This is a genomic window from Crenobacter oryzisoli (genome assembly GCF_030385785.1).
Lineage (GTDB): Bacteria > Pseudomonadota > Gammaproteobacteria > Burkholderiales > Chromobacteriaceae > Crenobacter_A > Crenobacter_A oryzisoli.
In genome coordinates this window covers 95,894-114,560 of the sequence record NZ_JAUEDK010000001.1, presented here as the reverse complement: position 1 = coordinate 114,560, position 18,667 = coordinate 95,894, and the positions used below count along the sequence as shown (strand labels likewise).

Sequence of the window (18,667 nt, the reverse complement as noted above, 5' to 3'; positions counted from 1 at the left end):
CTCAGCCGCCTTTCTTCAGAATGTATTTGCGTACCGCCGCGTTGTGCTCGTCGAGCGTCTCCGAGAACTGGGAGGAGCCGTCACCGCGCGCGACAAAGTACAGCGCGCGGGTATCGGCCGGATGGGCGGCTGCTTCCAGCGCGGCGCGGCCCGGCAGCGCGATCGGTGTCGGCGTCAGGCCGCTGCGGGTATAGGTGTTGTACGGGGTGTCGCGGCGCAGATCGGCGCGGCTGATGTTGCCGTGATAGGCGGCGCCCATGCCGTAGATCACCGACGGGTCAGTCTGCAGACGCATGCCGATGTTCAGGCGGTTGGCGAACACCGCGGCGACGCTCGGCCGGTCTGCTTCGTGCGAGGTCTCCTTCTCGACCAGGCTCGCCATTGTCAATAGCTCGTAGGGACTGCGGTACGGCAGGTTGACGCTTCGCTGCGCCCAGGCGCTACCCAGCTGCTGCTGCATGGTGCGGTAGGCACGCCGGTACAGGTCGAGGTCGCTCGAACCGGGCACGAAGAAATAGGTGCTGGGGAAAAACAGCCCTTCAGCGCGCGGTTCTGGCGCGCCGATCGAGACAAGCAATGCCTCCTCGGTCAGGCCACGGGTGTCATGCTTCAGGTCCGGCTCGCGGTCGATCACGGCACGGAACTGGCGGAAGCTCCACCCCTCGAGCACCGTCACGCTGGCCTGGTCCGGATTGCCCTCGGCGAAGCGCTTGAGCAGCTGCCACATCGCCACCGGCGAGCTGATCTCGTAGAGGCCAGCCTTGATCTTGCGATCGGTACCGCCGACCCGCGCCAGCGCGATCATCACCCAACGGTTGCGGATCAGGCCGTCCTTTTCCAGCATGTACGCAACCTGGCGCAGCGTGCGGTTCGGCCCCACGATCACGTTGTACGGCGACTGCGGCAACGGCACCGGTACCGCCACCACCCAGGCCAGCCACAAGGCGGCGGCAGCCAAGAGCACGGCGATCAGACGGACAAAAAGTTTAAGCATGCAATTCAGAACTCAAGGACGCCACGGCCTTGGGCCGACGCTTGGCAAAGCCGGCATGATACCTTGCGCTTCGCCCATCGCGAAGCCGGCGGCCGTTCAGCAGCCGGCGCCCGGCGTCGGCACGCAGGCACCATCCGGGGGCTGCGGTGTACAGTCGATGCCATAACGCGCGATCAAGGCTTCCAGTTCGGTCCGTTCCAGTGCCAGATCGCCTTCTGGCAGTTGCAGCGCCAGCGCCCCCCGCCCGGCCTGGAAGTCCGCCAGCGCGGCCTCGCCGGCCGGCCGGCCCTGCTCGTCGACCAGACATTCGGCCAACGTTGCCCAGTCCCGGTCATCGAGCCGCGCCAGCTCGCCTGCCATCTCCAGGTACAGATCGCCGTCGTCGCTCAGGAAAGCGGCACGCGGCACCGCCTCTTCGCACGGCGGCGTCAGCGACCAGCCGACCGGCGCATGGCGCGCCACGAACGGTGCGGCGTCGAGCTCGACATAGACCTTTTGCGGGCCATTCTGTACGTAGTAGCGGCCCAGCCCATCGCGCGCGTAGTTGCGCTGCAGGAAATCGAGCAGGCCGGCGTGCTCGACCCGCGTACCGTCCAGCCACCACTGGCCGCGCGCGTCGAGGCGCAGCCAGCCATACACCGCAGGCACGTTCGGCCACTTGGCCATCGCCGCCAACACCATCGCATCCATCACACTCTCCTTAGGCCCGGCTTGACGATTAAAAGGCCACTGCCGCCGAAAGTCAGTATGTGCGGCCGACACCATCGCGGCACAACCCTGCCGCTGGACAACACGACAAACCCGTCAGGCAGCTCTTAGAACCTGTTTACGATCTCGCGAACGAAGGGTCAGCCAAGGCGAAATGACGGGAAAAAGCGGAATGTACATGGAGTACATGAGCATTTTGAGCGGCATTTCAACGCAGGATCACCCGAGTGCAGCAGATCGTAAACAGGTTCTTAACCCGCACGCAATACCGTCGACGGAGGCGTCTTCACCACCATCCTCACCAGCGGCCAGCCAGACAGTGTCACCACCAGCAAGCCGGCACCCATGCCCATCAGCGGCAGCCACGGATTGACCACCATCGGCAGATTGAACAATTGGGTCGCCGCGACGGCACCGAGCGCCATCGCGCCGCTGCCGGCCATGAGCCCAGCGAGTGCGCCGAGCCAAGCGAGCTCCGACAGGACCACCCCGCGCACCTGCTGGCGCGAGGCGCCTAATGCGCGCATCAAGCCAGCGTCGAATAGCCGCTCGTCTCGGGTCGCCGACAGCGCCGCCCACAGCACCAACAGGCCCGCCGCCAAGGCCAGCGCAAACATCGCCTCGACCGCGCGCGCCAACCTATCGACTACCGCGCGCACCTCGTCGATGATCGCGGTCACATCGATCACTGTCAGGTTGGGAAAGCGTTGCACCAGCGCGTTGACAGCGTCTTCGTTGTCTGGTGGCAGATGGAAGCTGGTGATGTAGCTCGCTGGCTGATCAGCGAGCCAGCTGCTCGGTGCGATCACGAAGAAGTTCACCCGAAAACTGTCCCAGTCCACCTCGCGCAGACTGGTCACCCGCGCCTCGTACGGGATACCGCCGATGTCGAAGGTCAGCACGTCGCCGAGCTTGATACCGAGCGTCTTCGCCAGCCCCTTCTCGACCGAGAACTGCGGCTTGGCACGCTTGGCCGGCCACCAGGCGCCGCTGCTCAGACGATTGCCCCCCGGCAGCACATCGCTCCACGACAAGTTGAACTCGCGCTCGGCCAACCTTCTGGCCTGCTCCGACTCGTAGCGGCTAGGCCGCACCGTATTGCCATTGATCTCGGTCAGCCGCGCCCGCACCATCGGCGAGAGCACCGGCGACGTCAGCCCGGCCTGCGCCAACTGGTCGATCACACCATCGCGCTGCGGCGGCTGGATATTGATCACGAAGCGGTTCGGCGCGTCGGGAGGGACGCTATGCTGCCAGGCACCGATCAGGTCGGCGCGCACCACGGTCAGCGTCAACAGCGCCATCAGTCCGACCGACAGCGCCACGATCTGGATCATCGCCAGCCAGGGCCGGCGCGCCAGGCTTGCCACACCGTGGCGCCAGCCAACGCGCCCCCCGGCGGGTAGTTGCCGTGCGCCCCACACCACGGCGCCGGCGATCATCCCGACCGACGCCAGGAACGCAGCCAGGACGCCGAGCCAGACCGCGGCGAGCCGGGCATCGCCGACCTGCCAGGCGGTCAGGCCGAGCAACGCCGCCACCGCCATCAGCGGAACGGCGACGCCCTGCCGGGTCGGCGGCAGCTCGACGCGCAGCACCGCCAGCGCCGGCACTTTGCGGATCGCCGCAAGCGGCGGAAGCGCCAGTCCAGCCAGCAACACCAGCGCCGAGCCTGGCCCCATCACCCACGCGTACCAGCCTGGCGCTGGCAGGTTGCCGCCGATCAGGCCACTGACCAGCTTCATCAGCAACTGCTGCACCGCGTAGCCGGCCACCGTGCCGATCACCCCGGCTACCAGCCCGATCAACAGAAAGATCGCAGCGAACAGCCACCACACCTCGCCGGCGGTCAGCCCCAGGCTGCGCAGCACCGCCACAGGCTGCCAGTGGCGCGCGAGATAGCGGCGCACAGCCAGCGCCACCGCGGCAGCGGCCAGCGCCACTGTCAGCATCGCCGTCAGGCCGAGGAAGCGTCGCGCCCGCTCCAGCGCGCTCTTGATCTCGGGACGCGCATCCTCGACATTTTCCAGCCGGGTGCCACGGGTCAGGCGCGGCGCAAGCCAGCCGCGCATCTCCCCGACGCGGTCCGGCTCGCCCGCCAGCATCAGCCGCCATCGGATCCGGCTGCCCTCCTGCACCAGGCCAGTGGCCGGCAGTTCGGCGAGATTGAACATCAGACGCGGCACGAAGTTGTACAGGTCGAGCGTGGCGTCCGGCTCACGCACGATCTCGCCGGCGAGGGTCAGCCTCTGTGTACCGGCCTGCACCGTGTCGCCGAGCTTGAGCTTCAGCCGGCCGATCAGCCGCGTATCGGCCCATGCCTCGCCCGGAGCCGGGTGCAACCGCCCGCTGACGAGCGAGCCGTCGGCACGGCGTATCGTCACCGAGCCGCGCAGGGGGTAACCGTTCGACACCGCCTTGAACGTCGCCAGCTGCGCCTGCCCGCCTGCGGACACCATCGACGGGAAGGTGGCGCTGTCGGCCGTCGCCAGCTGCAAGCGAGCCGCCTGCTGGCGCACACCCGAGTCGGCGGGCACCCCGCCGCTGTACACCAGGTCGGCGGCCAGCAGCTGGCTCGCCTGCAGCGTCAGCGAGCGTTCGATCCGGTCGGAGAAGAACGCCACGCTCGCCATTGCTACCACCGCGACCACCAGCGCCAGCGCAAGCACGGTCAGCTCGCCGGCAACCAGCTCGCGGCGAGCGAAGCGCCAGGCGAATACCAGTCGTTGCCAGGCCATCATCGCCCGGCTCCGGAAAGCTTGCCGTCGATCAGGCGGTAGATCGCATCGCATCGACTGGCGAGCTCGGTGTCGTGGGTAACCAGCACCAACGCGGTACCCTCCTCCTCGTTCAACTTGAACAGCAGGTCGATGATCTGCCGGCCGGTCGTCGGATCGAGGTTGCCGGTCGGCTCGTCGGCGAACAAGAGCTTGGGCTGGATCACGAACGCGCGCGCCAACGCCACACGCTGCTGCTCCCCGCCGGACAGGTGTTTGGGATAGTGCTTCAGGCGGTGACCGAGGCCGACCCGCTCGAGCATGCTGCGCGCCGCATCACGCGCATCGCGCCGGCCGGCAAGCTCCAGTGGCAGCATCACGTTCTCGAGCGCGGTCAACTGCGGCATCAACTGGAAGTTCTGGAAGACGAAGCCGATCTTGTCCCGGCGCAGCACCGCGCGCTCGTCTTCTGAGAGACCGGACAGACGGTGACCGAACAGCGCGATCTCGCCCTGGCTCGGGTAGTCGAGCCCGGCCAGCAGCGACAGCAACGTCGACTTGCCTGAACCGGAGGCACCGACGATCGCCACGCTCTCGCCCTCGAACAGGGACAGCGTGGCACTTCGCAGGATGGTGAGAGTCTCACCGTTGAAACTGACTTGCTTGCCAAGTTCGCTCGCCGCGAGAATGGCAGCAGACGATAAGGGAGTCGACATGTTCAAGGCGCTTCGCATCCTCTTGTTATGGTGTCTGGCCCTGCCGGTACCGGCCGCCACCTTGCTGGTATTCGGCGACAGCCTGTCGGCCGGCTACGGTCTGTCGCCAGACCAGGGCTGGGTTAGTCTGCTGCAACGACAGCTGGGCGATGCTCACCGCATCGTCAACGCCAGCCAGTCGGGCGAAACCACCGCCGGTGGCGCCAGCCGCTTGCCAAAGGTGCTCAAGGTGCACAAGCCGCAGGTGGTGATCCTCGAACTCGGCGGCAACGACGGGCTGCGCGGACTGCCGCTCGCGGAGATGCAGGCCAATCTCGACACGATGATCCGTGCCAGCAAAGCCGCCGGTGCCCGCGTCTTGCTGGTCGGCATGGCCTTGCCCCCTAACTATGGCCGCCCTTACACCGATCAGTTCCACGCAGTGTACGACACCCTCGCTCGCCAGCACCGCACCGGCTATGTGCCGCTGTTGATCGCCGGCTTCGCAACCGACCGTAGCCGCTTCCAGGCCGACGGCATCCATCCGGTCGCCGCCGCCCAAGCACAGATGATGCAAACGGTCTACCGCCAGCTGCGCCCCTTACTGAAAAGCTAGCAGAATTCCCACGCCAAGCCCCTCCCGCCCGCTGTATTGAACTCCCTGCCTTCAAACGCTATGAATGAAGACGCGGTGAGCATCCGCGCAACCAGCCGTTATGTAAGGGCTCACATATTGCACAAATATCTTAATATAAAGATAATTCCGAAACCATAATATGCCAACAAAGGATATACCAATGAGAACCTCAGCCCGCAACCAGTTCAACGGCGTCATTTCCAACCTGCGCCAAGGTGCCGTCAACGACGAAGTCGAGGTAACGCTGGCTGGCGGCTCCAAGCTCGCCGCCGTAGTCACCCGCGACAGCAGCCAGTCGCTGAATCTCGCTGTGGGCAAGGACGTGGTTGCACTGGTGAAGGCGCCATGGATCGTGCTCGCCACCGGCGCCGACGATCTGCAGTTCTCGGCCCGCAACCAGTTCACCGGCACCGTCAGCGCCGTGATCAAGGGCGCAGTCAATAGCGAGGTGTTGCTCGCCCTCGACGGCGGCTTGCCCCTCGCCGCCGTGATCACCAACGACAGCGTCGCCGACCTGGAGCTGGCTGCCGGCAAGAAAGCCACCGCGCTGTTCAAGGCATCGAGCGTGATCCTGGCCGTCAAAAAGTAAGCGCCATTGTCCGGCGACGCGAAGCGTTCCGGCCGACCGAACCGGCATGAAAAAACCCCGCTGCACGCAGCGGGGTTTTTCGTTGGCGCGTAACCGGAAACCGGATTACAGGCTCTGGGCGTTTTCGGCCAGGTAGGAAGCCACGCCGGCGGCATCGGCCTTCATGCCCTTCTTGCCCTTGTTCCAGCCAGCTGGGCACACTTCGCCGTTCTCTTCGGTGAACTGCAGAGCGTCGATCATGCGGATCATTTCGTCGATGTTACGGCCCAGCGGCAGGTTGTTCACCACCTGGTGCTGCACCACACCCGACTTGTCGATCAGGAACGAGCCGCGGAACGCCACGCCGCCTTCCGACTCAACGTCGTAGGCCTTGGCGATGTCGTGCTGGATGTCGGCGACCAGGCTGTAGCCCACTTGGCCGATACCGCCCTTTTCCACCGGGGTGTTGCGCCATGCGGCGTGGGTGAAGTGGCTGTCGATCGACACACCGATCACTTCCACATTGCGCTTCTTGAACTCTTCCAGGCGGTTGTCGAAAGCGATCAGCTCGGACGGGCACACGAAGGTGAAGTCCAGCGGGTAGAAGAACACCACGGCATACTTGCCTTCGGTTTCCTTCTTGAAGCTGAAGTTTTCGACGATCTCGCCGTTGCCTTTCACGGCAGCGAAGGTTTTGTCATCGGCGAAGAACGGGGCTTGCTTGCCTACGAGTACGGCCATGGGGTGCTCCTAGAATAATGCGTTTCACAGACAGCCGGTCGCCAAGAGGCACCAGCGCAGATATCGCCGAGGTTATAAAACAGAACGCCCCGGCGCGACCAATTGGAAATCCATATAGCAACGATTGAAGCCCGCTATGCGGACGGCACGTCGCCTTTGTCACAATGCGGGCGGAGTGGCGCATTTCAAGCGCTCGGGCAGGGACTTGTCCAGACAGCCATAAAAAACGGGCAACCAGTGGTTGCCCGTCATTTCTGTCGCAACTGATGACAATCAGTTGGCGGTCTCGGCCTTCTGGCGCAGGCGCAGGTTCAGTTCGCGCAGCTGCTTCTCGTCCACCGCGTTCGGCGCGTTGGTCAACAGGCACTGGGCGCGCTGGGTCTTCGGGAAGGCGATCACATCGCGGATCGACTCGGCACCGGCCATCAGCGTCACCAGGCGGTCCAGACCGAACGCCAGGCCGCCGTGCGGCGGCGCGCCGAACTTCAGGTTGTCGAGCAGGAAGCCGAACTTGTTCTGCTGCTCTTCCGGGCTGATGTTCAGCGCGGCGAACACCTTCTCCTGCACGTCGGCGCGATGGATACGCACCGAGCCGCCGCCGATTTCCCAGCCGTTCAGCACCATGTCGTAGGCGCGCGCCAGGCACTCACCCGGGCTGTTTTCCATCAGGTCCTCATGGCCCGGCTTCGGCGAGGTGAACGGATGGTGGCAAGCGGTCCAGCGGTCGTCGTCCTCGTCGTATTCGAACATCGGGAAGTCGACCACCCACAGCGGTTTCCATTCCTTGACGAAGTAACCGCCGGCCTCGCCCTTTTCATGGCCGATCTTGATGCGCAGCGCACCCATCGCCTCGTTGACGACTTTTGCCTTGTCGGCGCCGAAGAAGATGATGTCGCCGTCTTCGGCTTCGGTGCTGGCGATGATCTCGGTCAGCGCGTTCACCGACAGGAACTTCACGATCGGCGACTGCAGGCCGCTCGATTCGTCGTTGGTGATCTTGGTCTTGTCGTTGACCTTGATGTAAGCGAGACCCTTGGCGCCGTAGATGCCGACGAACTGGGTGTACTCGTCGATTTCCTTACGGCTGAAGGCGGCACCGCCCGGTACGCGCAGCGCGACGACGCGGCCATTCGGCAGGTCGGCGGCACCGCGGAATACCTTGAACTCCTCGGTCTGCATCAGCGCGGTCAGTTCGGTGAACTTGAGCGACACGCGCAGGTCCGGCTTGTCCGAGCCGTAGTAGAACATCGCGTCGTTGTACGCCATGCGCGGGAAGTCGCCCAGCTCCACACCCATCACGTCGCGGAAAATCTCGCGCGCCATGCCTTCGGTGATGTCCATGATCTCGTCCTCGTTCAGGAACGAGGTTTCCAAGTCGATCTGGGTGAATTCCGGCTGGCGGTCAGCGCGCAGGTCTTCGTCGCGGAAGCACTTGGTGATCTGGTAGTAGCGATCGAAACCCGCCACCATCAACAGCTGCTTGAACAGCTGCGGCGATTGCGGCAGCGCGAAGAACTCGCCCGGGTGCACGCGGGACGGCACCAGGTAGTCGCGCGCGCCTTCCGGGGTCGAGCGGGTCAGCATCGGGGTTTCGATGTCGATGAAGCCCTGCTTGTCCAGATAATGGCGCACACCCATCGCCACGCGGTAGCGCAGGCGCAGGTTCTTCTGCATCTGCGGGCGGCGCAGGTCGATCACGCGATGGGTCAGGCGAACGTTTTCCGACAGGTTCTCATCGTCGATCTGGAACGGCGGAGTGGCCGCAACGTTGAGAATCTCGATCTGCTTGCCGAGGATCTCGATCGCGCCGGAGGTCAAGTTGGCGTTGGCCGTGCCTTCGGGACGAGCGCGCACCAGGCCGGTGATCGACACCACGTATTCGCCGCGGCAGCTATCGGCGGTCGCAAAGGCTTCCGGGGTATCCGGGTCGAACACCACCTGCACCAGGCCTTCGCGGTCGCGCAGGTCGATGAAGATCACCCCGCCGTGGTCGCGGCGGCGGTGCACCCAGCCCTTCACCGTGACGGTCTGGCCGAGGTATTTGGTGTCAATGAGTCCGCTGTAGTCGGTTCGCATGATGTTCTGCTGTATGGAAGTTTCAAATAGAGTCGGATGGGGCTGGCAACAGCTTAGCCGGCTTTCGGAGCCGGAGCCACCATGCCCATCGAGATCGCGTATTTCAGGGCCTCGTCGACGCTCATATTGAGCGGCTTGGTGTCAGCCTTGGCGACCATCACGAAATAGCCCGAGGTCGGGTTCGGAATGGTCGGAACGTAGACGCCGATATAGCCGTCGCCCAGTTCCGAATTGACCGCATGCGGCAAGGGGCCGGTCTGGAAGGCGACGGTCCACATGCCCTGATGCGGAAACTGCACCAGAATCGGCGTCTTGAACGCCTGGCCGTTGTCCGATAGCAGGGTGTCGCTGACCTGCTTGACGCTGCTGTAGATGGTCTTGACCACCGGGATGCGCGACAGCAGGCCATCCCACAGGTCGATCAGCCGCTGGCCGAGCACGTTGGCCGTCAGCATGCCGGTACCGAGCAGGATCAGCACCGCAAGCAGCACGCCCAAGCCCGGGATGTTGAAGCCAAACAGCGCCTCCGGCCGCAGGCTGCGCGGCACCAAGTTCAGCGTCTGGTCGAGCGTACCGACGATCAGGTTCAACACCCAGAAGGTCACCGCCACCGGCAGCCACAACAGCAGGCCGGTGACAAGGTACCCCTTCAGCGTCATCTTGATTTGGGTCATATCAGTGGCTATGGCCGCAGTTACCGCTACCGCAGGACGGAGCGCTGCCGCCACTGTTCTTGAAATCGGTCGCGTACCAGCCCGAGCCCTTCAGCTGGAAACCGGCGGCGGTCACACATTTCTTGTAATCGGCGCTGCCGCAAGCCGGGCAGGCGGCAATCGGCGCATCGCTCATCTTCTGCAGGTGTTCCTTGTTCACGCCGCAGGCATCGCAGTGGTATTCGTAAATCGGCATGGCACTCTCCGGTCGTCAACATGGCTATACGCCAAGACAGATAGGGTCGAAAGCGCGGCGGGTCAAGCCCACATCGCAAACTCGCGATTATAGCCGACGCAGCCGTCGCACCAAAAGCGTTGCAGCTTTCTCGCCACAGCGCAGGCCCGACTGGTCGTGCGGTGCAACAGAGGCAGGATATTATTCATTAGGAATAATCGGTGCCGCCCCTGCTGCACTGGACCAACCTGGAGAGCTCGTATGACCCAGCACCTGCCCCTGGCCGGCAAGAAAGGCCTGATAGTCGGCATCGCCAACCAGCACAGTATCGCCTACGGCTGCGCGCGCACCATACGGCAACTCGGTGCCGAGCTGGCGATCACCTACCTGAACAGCAAGGCTGAGCCGCACGTGCGGCCGTTGGCCGAAGAACTCGACGCCACACTGACGCTGCCGCTCGACGTCGAACAGCCCGGCCAGCTCGACAGGGTGTTCGCCGCGATTCGCGAACAGTGGGGTGGACTCGACTTCGTGATTCATTCGATCGCGTACTGTCCAATGGAAGATCTGCACGGTCGCGTCACCGACTGCTCGCTCTCCGGTTTCAGCCAAGCGATGCGGGTATCGTGTTATTCGTTCATCGAAATGGCCCGCCTGGCCGAGCCACTGATGCCCAACGGCGGGACGCTGGTGACGATGAGCTACCACGGCGCAGAGAAGGTGGTCGAACACTACAACATCATGGGGCCGGTCAAGGCGGCGCTGGAGAGCACCGCCCGCTATCTCGCCAGCGAACTAGGCAACCAGGGCATCCGCGTGCACGCGGTGTCGCCCGGCCCGCTGAAGACCCGCGCCGCCAGCGGCATCGCCCACTTCGACAAGCTGATCGACGACGCGATCGAACGCGCGCCGCAGAACCGGCTGGTCGACATCGACGACGTCGGCCAGACCGTCGCCTTCCTGGTGTCGGATGCGGCGCGTGCGCTGACGGGCGAAACGCTGTATGTCGACGGCGGTTTCCACATCATGGCCTGAGCCCCGCCGGCCCCGGCCACGGGGCGCGGCCTGCCCCGACACCGCCAGACCTGGAGCCAGCGCAAGCGCCCCGGTACGGTTCCCGCCCCCTTCGGTCAACCTTTTCCGGAGTTATCCGAATGACCCGCGACGACCACGCGTTTTCCGACTTCATCACCGCCGCCACCGAGCTCGGCCCCCTGCCCTTGGCGGTGGCCCACCCCGCCAGCCGCGAATCGCTGCTGGGCGCAATCGAGGCCGCCGAACGCGGCATCGCCACCCCGATCCTGATCGCGCCGAAGGCCAAGCTCGCTCGCCTTGGCGACGAGCTGGAACTGGATCTCTCCCGCTACGAATGCATCGACGTGCCGCACAGCCATGCCGCCGCCGAGCGCGCAGTCGAGCTGGTTCGCGGTGGTTACGCCGACCTCTTGATGAAGGGAAGCCTGCACACCGACGAGTTTATGGAAGCGGTGCTCGACAAAACCGCCGGCATCCGCACCGACCGTCGGCTGTCGCATGTGTTCATCATGAAGGTGGAAAGCTACCCGCGTTACCTGTTCATCACCGATGCGGCGATCAATATCGCGCCGGACCTGGCCACCAAGCAGGACATCGCGCAGAACGCCATCGACCTGACCCACTCGCTCGGCATCAATCGGCCGAAGGTCGCCATCCTCGCCGCGGTCGAGACGGTCAACCCGAAGATGCCATCGACGCTGGATGCCGCCGCGCTGTGCAAGATGGCCGACCGGGGCCAGATCCGCGGGGCGGTGCTGGACGGCCCACTCGCGTTCGACAATGCGATCTCGCGCGAAGCGGCCGCCACCAAAGGCATCGTCTCCCCCGTCGCCGGAGACCCGGACATCCTGCTGGTACCCGACCTGGAGGCGGGCAATATGCTCGCCAAGCAGCTCAGCTACCTCGCCGCCGCCGCAACAGCCGGCGTCGTGATGGGCGCCAAGGTGCCGATCGTGCTGACCAGCCGTGCCGAGGATGCCAACGGTCGGCTCGCCTCCGCGGCGATCGCCGCGCTGTTGGCGCACCGCCGGCGCCGCCAGGAGCTCGCGCCATGAGCTCGGCGCTGTTCACCCTCAACGCCGGCTCCAGCACGCTGAAGTTCGCCGCGTTCAGCCCGGACGGCCATGAGCGGCTGCTGTCGGGGCAGATCGACCACTACGGTGCCGAGCGCGCCAATCTGCAACTCAGAGCATCGTCCGACAGCACCCCATACGAACGCTGCCTGACCGGCGCCGGCTGCGCCGACCAGCTCGCCGCCGCGCTCGCGACACTGGCCGAACACGGGCTACAACCGCTCGCAGTCGCGCATCGCATCGTACACGGCGGCAGCCGTTTCACCCGACCGATTCTGCTCGATGGCGAGAACCGTGCCGCACTCGCCGAGCTGGTACCGCTCGCGCCTCTGCATCAGCCGGTCGGCTTGGCGGCGATAGACACGATCGAAGCGATCGCCCCGGCGCTGCCGCAGATCGCCTGCTTCGACACCGCCTTCCACGCCGGCATGCCCGAGCTGGCGCAGCGTTTCGCGGTCGCTCGCCATTGGCACGACAAGGGCGTGCGGCGCTACGGTTTTCACGGTCTGTCGTACGCCGCGATCGCCCGGCGACTGCCGGAGCTCGAACTCGATGACAAGCGCGTGGTGGTATGCCACCTCGGCAGCGGCGCCAGCGCCTGCGCTCTGCTGGCCGGACAAAGCGTCGCCAGCAGCATGGGGTTCTCGGCACTCGACGGCCTGATGATGGGCACCCGCCCCGGCACGCTCGACGCCGAGGTGGTGCTGTACTGGCAGGAGCACGCCGGGCTCTCCATCGGCGAGGTGCGCGACGAGCTGTACAAGCGCTCCGGCCTCTTGGGTGTGTCGGAGCTATCGGCAGACATCCGCACCCTGCTCGCCAGCCACGCCCCGGCCGCGCACGAGGCGGTCGCGCTGTTCTGCTACCGGGTCGCCACCGAGGTCGGCCGGCTGGCCGCGGCGATGCAGGGTCTCGATGCAGTGGTGTTCACCGCTGGTATCGGCGAGCATGCCCCGTCGGTGCGCGCCGCGATCCTGCACCAGCTCGGCTGGCTCGGCTTCCGTCTCGACGAAGCCGCCAACGATGCCAACGCCACCCGCATCAGCCAGATTGGCAGCACACGCTCGGCATGGGTGATCCCGACCGACGAGGAAGGCGAAATAGCCCGGCTCGCCACCGCCGTGTTGGCAAAGCCGGCAGCCGCCTAAGCACTGCACCGGCCCCCTCCGTTCGATTAAGCTTTGGCAGCATCAACGACAAAGCCCCGCCTAGGCGGGGCTTTGTTCATACAAGGCAAGACTCAGGCCGCGGTAGCTCGCAGCCCCAGTGGCAGAGAGAAGGTGGTTCTCTCTTCCACGCCCGGCAACTCCGTGACCGCCTCGGCACCGAAGCTCTGGATGCGCTCGATCACCGCTTGCACCAGCACTTCGGGCGCCGACGCGCCGGCGGTGACGCCGACCCGCTGCTTACCGTCGAACCAGTCCGGATCGAGCAGATCGGCATTGTCGACCATATAGGCATCGATGCCCCTCAACGCCGCCACCTCGCGCAGGCGATTGGAGTTGGAGCTGTTCGGCGAGCCGACCACCACGACGATGTCGCAGTCGTCCGACAGCGCCTTCACCGCGTCCTGGCGGTTCTGCGTTGCATAGCAGATGTCATCCTTCTTCGGCCCGTGGATGGCCGGGAAACGCGCGCGCAGCGCGTCGACGATCTCCCGGGTCTCGTCGACCGACAGAGTGGTCTGGCTGACGTAGGCGAGTTTGGCCGGATCGTTGACCTTCAGCGTCGCCACGTCGGCGACGTTCTCGACCAGGTACATGCCGCCATTGGCCTGCCCCATCGTGCCCTCCACCTCCGGGTGACCGGCGTGGCCGATCATCACGATCTCGAGCCCTGCCTCGCGCATCTTCTTCACCTCGATATGCACCTTGGTGACCAGCGGACAGGTGGCATCGAACACATTCAACCCACGCTCCTCAGCCTGCTTGCGCACCGACAGCGGCACGCCGTGCGCCGAGTAGATCAGCGTCGCGCCGACAGGCACGTCGGCGAGGTCCTCGATGAAGATCGCGCCCTTCTGGCGCAGGTTTTCCACCACGAAGCGGTTGTGCACCACTTCATGGCGAACGTAGATCGGCGCACCGAACAGCTCCAGCGCACGCTCGACGATGGCAATCGCCCGGTCGACACCGGCGCAGAAACCGCGCGGGTTGGCGAGCAGGATGGTCTTCGTCATGTTACTTCCTAATCATGCGGACCGGGCCGACCGGTTCGGTCGACCCCGTCGGGGTTTAAAGCGCTGGCTTACGGAAACTGTCCAGTACCATCAACGCCGCGCCGACGCAGATGAACGAATCGGCCAGGTTGAACGCCGGGTAGTACCAGGCGTCGTAGTAATGGATCTGGATGAAGTCGATCACGTGACCGTGGATGATCCGGTCAATCACGTTGCCGAGCGCACCGCCAATGATAAAACTGGCGGCCACATTCATCAGGCAGGAAAAGCGTCCCTTCACAATGTTCCAGCCGAGCCAGCCGGACACGCCGAACGCCAGCACGGTGAACAGGTGCTTCTGCCAGCCACCGGCATCGGCGAGGAAGCTGAACGCGGCACCCGGATTGTAGAGCAGCGTGAAGTTGAACACACCCGGGATCACTTCACGCACTTCACCGTACTGATAGTTGCCATTGAAGTACACCTTGCTCAACTGGTCGAGCACGATGATGGCCAGCGCCAGAGCGAACCACTTGATCGCGCTGCTACTGTGGCGGTCGGGCAGCGTCATAGCATTGACCTCAGGCATGCTCACGCACCTCGCCGGCGCCGTCGAGATTGCTCACGCAACGACCGCAGACGCTGCCGTGGCCGGCATGACTGCCGACATCGGCACGGTAGTGCCAGCAGCGATCGCACTTGGCATGCACGCTCGGGGTGACCTTGATGCGGGTATCGGCACCCTCCTTGACTTTGGCATGCGACACGATCAGCACGTACTTGAGGTCGCCGTCCAGGCTCTGCAGGTGCTGGTACAACTCGCCCGACACCTCGATGTCGAGTTCGGCCTGTAGCGAGGAGCCGAGCTTGTCGGCGGCACGCAGCGACTCGATTTCCTTGTTCGCCTGCGCACGGAACTCGCGAATTGCGCTCCACTTGTCGGCCAGCTCCTGCTCGGCTTCGGCGAGGCCCTGCGGGAATTCATGCAGGGTGTGGAACAGCACACTCTCCTCGTCACTGCCGGTCAGCACTTCCCACGCCTCCTCGCCGGTAAAGCACAGGATCGGCGAGATCAGCAGCAGCAAGCTGCGAGTGATGTGGTACAGCGCGGTCTGCGCCGAACGACGCGCGTGGCTGTCAGCCTTGGTAGTGTAGAGGCGGTCCTTGATCACGTCCAGGTAGAACGCACCGAGGTCCTCCGAGCAGAAATTGACGATCTCCTGCACCGCGTGGTGGAAGGCGTAGCGCGGGTACAGATCGCCGGCCAGCTTCTCCTGCAGCTGGCGGGTCACGAGCAGCGCGTAGCGATCGAGTTCGAGCAGCTTGCTCACCGGCAGCGCATGATCCAGCGGCGCGAAGTCCGACAGGTTAGCGAGCAGGAAGCGCAGCGTGTTGCGCAGGCGGCGGTACGACTCAGTGACGCGCTTGAGGATTTCGTCCGAGATCGCCAGCTCGCCCGAGTAGTCGGTCGAGGCCACCCACAGGCGCAAGATGTCGGCGCCGAGGCTGTCATTGACCTTCTGCGGCGCGACCACGTTGCCCTTGGACTTGGACATCTTCAGGCCCTTGCCATCGACAACGAAGCCGTGCGTCAACAGCTGGCGGTACGGCGCGCGGCCGATGGTGGCGCAGCCGGTCAGCAGCGAGCTCTGGAACCAGCCGCGGTGCTGGTCGGAACCTTCCAGGTAGAGGTCCGCCGGCCAGGCCAGCTCCGGGCGCTGCTTCAGCACCGCGAAGTGGGTGGAGCCGGAGTCGAACCACACGTCGAGCGTGTCCGACAGCTTCTTGTACTGTTCGGCCTCATCGCCGAGCAACTCGGCCGCGTCGAGGCTGAACCACGCCTCGATGCCCTGCTGCTCGATGCGTAGCGCCACTTCCTCCAGCAGCTCGGCCGAACGCGGGTGCAGCTCGCCGCTCTCCTTGTGCACGAAGAAGGTCATCGGTACGCCCCAATTGCGCTGGCGCGACACACACCAGTCCGGGCGGTTGCCGATCATCGCCTCAAGGCGGGCGCGGCCCCAGGCGGGGAAGAACTCGGTCTCGTCGACTGCCTGCTTGGCATTGCCCCGCAGCGTGGTGCCAGCGTGGCCGGCCTTCTCCATGCCGATGAACCACTGGGCGGTGGCGCGGAAGATGATAGGGGTCTTGTGACGCCAGCAGTGCGGGTAGCTGTGGTTCAGGCGCACGTTGGCCAGCAGCGCACCGGCTTCGGCCAGGGTCTCGATCACCTGCGGGTTGGCCTCCCACACGGTCAGGCCGGCGAAGCGCTCGATGGTTGACTTGTAGCGGCCGTCGTCGCCGACCGGGTTGGCCACCGGCAGGCCATAGGCGAGGCCGGCCTGGAAATCTTCCAGACCATGCGCCGGTGCGGTGTGCACCAGGCCGGTACCCGCATCGGTCGTCACATGCTCGCCGACGATCACCGGCACCTGACGGTCGTAGAACGGGTGTTGCAGCAGCAAATGCTCGAGTCGGTCACCGCTGGTCTCCGCCAGCACAGCGGCACCTCCGAAGCCGTAGCGCTGTAGCGCGGCCTCGGCCAGCTCTTTCACCAGCACCAGTTTGCCCTTCGGCGTATCGATCAACTGATAGGTCAGGCCGGCGTTGATCGCCACCGCCTGGTTGGCCGGCAGCGTCCACGGCGTGGTGGTCCAGATCACTGCATAGCCGTCGTCGACCGAGGCAGCCAGGCCGAACGCCTCGGCAAGCTTCGCCCCCTCGACGAAGCGGAACGCCACGTCGATCGCCGGCGAGTTCTTGTCCTCGTACTCGACCTCGGCCTCGGCCAGCGCCGAGCCGCACTCGATGCACCAGTGCACCGGCTTCTCACCCTTGAACAGGTAGCCGTTCTCGTAAATCTTGCCGAGGGTACGCACGATGTCGGCCTCGGTCTTGAACTCCATGGTCAGATAGGGGTTGTCCCAGTCACCGAGCACACCCAGGCGGATGAAATCCTTCTTCTGGCGGGCAATCTGCTCCTGAGCATACTCGCGGCACAACTCGCGGAACTTGGCCGCCGGGATGTCCTTGCCGTGCAGCTTCTCGACCATCAGTTCGATCGGCAAGCCGTGGCAATCCCAGCCCGGCACGTACGGCGCGTCGAAGCCCGACAACGTCTTGGTGCGAACGATGATGTCCTTCAGTACCTTGTTGACCGCGTGACCAATGTGGATGTCACCGTTGGCGTATGGCGGGCCGTCATGCAGGATGAACTTCGGCCGGCCGGCGGCCAGCTTGCGCAGCTTCTGGTAACGCTTTTGCTCGTGCCAGCGCTTGACCCAGGCGGGCTCACGTTTTGCCAGATCGCCCCGCATCGGGAACGGGGTGTCCAGCAGGTTGACGGTCTTGCGATAGTCGATACTCATGCGTTTTCTCGTTGCAAACTGGTCAAATAGGTTTGGGCGCTGGCAGCGTCGCGCTCGATCTGCGCCACCAGCTCCGTCAAATCGTCATACCGCGCTTCGTCGCGCAGCTTTTTCAGGAAATGCACGGTCAGCCGCTGGCCGTAAAGATCGGCCGAACAGTCGAACAGGTGTACTTCCAGCTTGAAATTGAGCGTGTCAGTCACCGTGGGGTTCTGCCCCAGGCTCGCCACCCCTCCCTTGCGGCCGAACGGCCCGTCCACCTCGACCACAAACACCCCGTGCAGTGGCGGCTTACGGTGCGGCAAATGGATGTTGGCAGTCGGAAAACCGATGGTGCGGCCGAGCTTCTGGCCGTGCATCACCCGGCCGGACAGCTGATACGGCCGGCCAAGCAAGCGCTCGGCTGCGGCCAGATCACCACCAGCCAGGCATTCGCGCACCCGCGTGCTCGACGCTCTCTCGCCCGCCACCAGCACCGAGGGCATTGCCTCGGTGACAAAGTCTGGACAGGACGCGAGCAACTCGAAATTGCCCTGGCGCTTGGCGCCGAACTGGAAGTCGTCGCCGATCAACAGATAGCGGGTATGCAGCTCCTCCACCAACACCTGACGGATAAAAGCCTCGGCAGTGAGCGATGCAAAGGGCCGGTTGAAACGGAACACGAACACGTAATCGAGCAGGTGCTGCGCTTCGAGGAAGGCCAACTTGTCGCGCAAAGTCGACAGTCGTGCCGGCGGGTTGCCGCGGGCGAACACCTCGCGCGGGTGTGGCTCAAAGGTCAACAGCGCTGCCGGCAGATGACGCGCACGCGCCGCATCGCTCAATCGCGCCAGCATTTTTTGATGCCCGTGGTGTACGCCATCGAAATTACCGATGGTCAGCGCACAACCGTGCGGCACCGCATCACCATGCGGAGGTCCGAAAAAAACCTGCATTCCCCGCCCTGATCCTGAAAACAAATGATTTTAGCGGGCGGCACGTCCTAACGCCACCCGCACAGACATGCGGCCAC

General features: G+C 64.7%; 17 protein-coding genes. 5 read left to right on the top strand and 12 right to left on the bottom strand.

From position 1 onward, the window contains the following. Position 1: 1 nt before the first annotated feature. From mltG to QU481_RS00535, 4 genes are all read right to left on the bottom strand, one after another. On the bottom strand, positions 2 to 994 hold the full coding sequence (gene mltG, locus QU481_RS00550; protein WP_289827908.1) for an endolytic transglycosylase MltG: 993 nt from the start codon (positions 992 to 994) through the stop codon (positions 2 to 4). A gap of 96 nt (positions 995 to 1,090) precedes the next feature. Next, positions 1,091 to 1,684 carry a DUF2946 family protein gene (locus tag QU481_RS00545; protein ID WP_289827907.1) on the bottom strand — a complete coding sequence of 198 codons (594 nt, stop codon included), beginning with the start codon at positions 1,682 to 1,684 and terminating at the stop codon, positions 1,091 to 1,093. A gap of 269 nt (positions 1,685 to 1,953) precedes the next feature. Beyond that, positions 1,954 to 4,443 (bottom strand): ABC transporter permease, encoded by a 2,490-nt coding sequence (locus QU481_RS00540; RefSeq protein WP_289827906.1) that lies wholly within the window; start codon positions 4,441 to 4,443, stop codon positions 1,954 to 1,956. Continuing rightward, a complete protein-coding gene (locus QU481_RS00535) occupies positions 4,440 to 5,135 on the bottom strand; it encodes an ABC transporter ATP-binding protein (protein ID WP_289827905.1) in 696 nt (231 codons plus the stop codon). The genes QU481_RS00540 and QU481_RS00535 overlap by 4 nt, the downstream gene beginning before the upstream one ends. Between QU481_RS00535 and QU481_RS00530 the strand changes: the two genes are divergently transcribed. Together QU481_RS00530 and QU481_RS00525 are read left to right on the top strand one after the other, a co-directional pair. Further along, positions 5,134 to 5,730 carry an arylesterase gene (locus QU481_RS00530; protein ID WP_289827904.1) on the top strand — a complete coding sequence of 199 codons (597 nt, stop codon included), beginning with the start codon at positions 5,134 to 5,136 and terminating at the stop codon, positions 5,728 to 5,730. The genes QU481_RS00535 and QU481_RS00530 overlap by 2 nt on opposite strands. Positions 5,731 to 5,911: 181 nt before the next feature. Then, entirely contained in the window at positions 5,912 to 6,340 is a 429-nt protein-coding gene (locus QU481_RS00525) for a TOBE domain-containing protein (protein ID WP_289827903.1), read from the top strand. A gap of 105 nt (positions 6,341 to 6,445) precedes the next feature. Here the strand turns inward: QU481_RS00525 and QU481_RS00520 are convergent, their stop codons facing one another. From QU481_RS00520 to QU481_RS00505, 4 genes are all read right to left on the bottom strand, one after another. Further along, a complete protein-coding gene (locus QU481_RS00520; protein ID WP_289827902.1) occupies positions 6,446 to 7,060 on the bottom strand; it encodes a peroxiredoxin in 615 nt (204 codons plus the stop codon). 273 nt (positions 7,061 to 7,333) lie between these two features. Then, positions 7,334 to 9,136, bottom strand: a complete 1,803-nt coding sequence (aspS, locus tag QU481_RS00515) for an aspartate--tRNA ligase (protein ID WP_289827901.1) — start codon at positions 9,134 to 9,136, stop codon at positions 7,334 to 7,336. 53 nt (positions 9,137 to 9,189) lie between these two features. Beyond that, positions 9,190 to 9,810: a DUF502 domain-containing protein gene (locus QU481_RS00510; RefSeq protein ID WP_289827900.1), complete on the bottom strand. Its 621-nt coding sequence runs from the start codon at positions 9,808 to 9,810 to the stop codon at positions 9,190 to 9,192. Position 9,811: 1 nt separating this feature from the next. Beyond that, positions 9,812 to 10,045: an FmdB family zinc ribbon protein gene (locus tag QU481_RS00505; RefSeq protein WP_289827899.1), complete on the bottom strand. Its 234-nt coding sequence runs from the start codon at positions 10,043 to 10,045 to the stop codon at positions 9,812 to 9,814. 240 nt (positions 10,046 to 10,285) lie between these two features. Here QU481_RS00505 and fabI point away from each other — a divergent pair, with 240 nt between their 5' ends. From fabI to QU481_RS00490, 3 genes are all read left to right on the top strand, one after another. Further along, on the top strand, positions 10,286 to 11,059 hold the full coding sequence (gene fabI, locus QU481_RS00500) for an enoyl-ACP reductase FabI (protein ID WP_289827898.1): 774 nt from the start codon (positions 10,286 to 10,288) through the stop codon (positions 11,057 to 11,059). A 119-nt stretch (positions 11,060 to 11,178) separates the two neighbouring features. Further along, positions 11,179 to 12,114, top strand: a complete 936-nt coding sequence (locus tag QU481_RS00495; RefSeq protein ID WP_289827897.1) for a phosphate acetyltransferase — start codon at positions 11,179 to 11,181, stop codon at positions 12,112 to 12,114. Continuing rightward, entirely contained in the window at positions 12,111 to 13,280 is a 1,170-nt protein-coding gene (locus tag QU481_RS00490) for an acetate/propionate family kinase (RefSeq protein WP_289827896.1), read from the top strand. The genes QU481_RS00495 and QU481_RS00490 overlap by 4 nt, the downstream gene beginning before the upstream one ends. 92 nt (positions 13,281 to 13,372) lie before the next feature. Here the strand turns inward: QU481_RS00490 and ispH are convergent, their stop codons facing one another. From ispH to QU481_RS00470, 4 genes are read right to left on the bottom strand one after another with little or no spacing between them, the layout of a single operon-like run. Beyond that, positions 13,373 to 14,311: a 4-hydroxy-3-methylbut-2-enyl diphosphate reductase gene (ispH, locus tag QU481_RS00485; RefSeq protein WP_289827895.1), complete on the bottom strand. Its 939-nt coding sequence runs from the start codon at positions 14,309 to 14,311 to the stop codon at positions 13,373 to 13,375. A gap of 55 nt (positions 14,312 to 14,366) precedes the next feature. Beyond that, positions 14,367 to 14,879, bottom strand: coding sequence for a signal peptidase II (gene lspA, locus QU481_RS00480; RefSeq protein WP_289827894.1), 513 nt, complete (start codon positions 14,877 to 14,879; stop codon positions 14,367 to 14,369). Beyond that, the gene (gene ileS, locus QU481_RS00475; protein ID WP_289827893.1) at positions 14,872 to 17,655 is read right to left on the bottom strand and encodes an isoleucine--tRNA ligase; all 2,784 of its coding nucleotides are present in this window, start codon (positions 17,653 to 17,655) and stop codon (positions 14,872 to 14,874) included. The genes lspA and ileS overlap by 8 nt, the downstream gene beginning before the upstream one ends. Continuing rightward, positions 17,652 to 18,590, bottom strand: a complete 939-nt coding sequence (locus tag QU481_RS00470; protein ID WP_289827892.1) for a bifunctional riboflavin kinase/FAD synthetase — start codon at positions 18,588 to 18,590, stop codon at positions 17,652 to 17,654. The genes ileS and QU481_RS00470 overlap by 4 nt, the downstream gene beginning before the upstream one ends. Positions 18,591 to 18,667: the final 77 nt, after the last annotated feature.

What these genes read in the sequence shown, in the direction of transcription:
- mltG (WP_289827908.1), bottom strand. Translation starts at nt 994, where the DNA reads ATGCTTAAACTTTTTGTCCGTCTGATCGCCGTGCTCTTGGCTGCCGCC.
- QU481_RS00545 (WP_289827907.1), bottom strand. Translation starts at nt 1,684, where the DNA reads ATGGATGCGATGGTGTTGGCGGCGATGGCCAAGTGGCCGAACGTGCCT.
- QU481_RS00540 (WP_289827906.1), bottom strand. Translation starts at nt 4,443, where the DNA reads ATGATGGCCTGGCAACGACTGGTATTCGCCTGGCGCTTCGCTCGCCGC.
- QU481_RS00530 (WP_289827904.1), top strand. Translation starts at nt 5,134, where the DNA reads ATGTTCAAGGCGCTTCGCATCCTCTTGTTATGGTGTCTGGCCCTGCCG.
- QU481_RS00535 (WP_289827905.1), bottom strand. Translation starts at nt 5,135, where the DNA reads ATGTCGACTCCCTTATCGTCTGCTGCCATTCTCGCGGCGAGCGAACTT.
- QU481_RS00525 (WP_289827903.1), top strand. Translation starts at nt 5,912, where the DNA reads ATGAGAACCTCAGCCCGCAACCAGTTCAACGGCGTCATTTCCAACCTG.
- QU481_RS00520 (WP_289827902.1), bottom strand. Translation starts at nt 7,060, where the DNA reads ATGGCCGTACTCGTAGGCAAGCAAGCCCCGTTCTTCGCCGATGACAAA.
- aspS (WP_289827901.1), bottom strand. Translation starts at nt 9,136, where the DNA reads ATGCGAACCGACTACAGCGGACTCATTGACACCAAATACCTCGGCCAG.
- QU481_RS00510 (WP_289827900.1), bottom strand. Translation starts at nt 9,810, where the DNA reads ATGACCCAAATCAAGATGACGCTGAAGGGGTACCTTGTCACCGGCCTG.
- QU481_RS00505 (WP_289827899.1), bottom strand. Translation starts at nt 10,045, where the DNA reads ATGCCGATTTACGAATACCACTGCGATGCCTGCGGCGTGAACAAGGAA.
- fabI (WP_289827898.1), top strand. Translation starts at nt 10,286, where the DNA reads ATGACCCAGCACCTGCCCCTGGCCGGCAAGAAAGGCCTGATAGTCGGC.
- QU481_RS00495 (WP_289827897.1), top strand. Translation starts at nt 11,179, where the DNA reads ATGACCCGCGACGACCACGCGTTTTCCGACTTCATCACCGCCGCCACC.
- QU481_RS00490 (WP_289827896.1), top strand. Translation starts at nt 12,111, where the DNA reads ATGAGCTCGGCGCTGTTCACCCTCAACGCCGGCTCCAGCACGCTGAAG.
- ispH (WP_289827895.1), bottom strand. Translation starts at nt 14,311, where the DNA reads ATGACGAAGACCATCCTGCTCGCCAACCCGCGCGGTTTCTGCGCCGGT.
- lspA (WP_289827894.1), bottom strand. Translation starts at nt 14,879, where the DNA reads ATGCCTGAGGTCAATGCTATGACGCTGCCCGACCGCCACAGTAGCAGC.
- ileS (WP_289827893.1), bottom strand. Translation starts at nt 17,655, where the DNA reads ATGAGTATCGACTATCGCAAGACCGTCAACCTGCTGGACACCCCGTTC.
- QU481_RS00470 (WP_289827892.1), bottom strand. Translation starts at nt 18,590, where the DNA reads ATGCAGGTTTTTTTCGGACCTCCGCATGGTGATGCGGTGCCGCACGGT.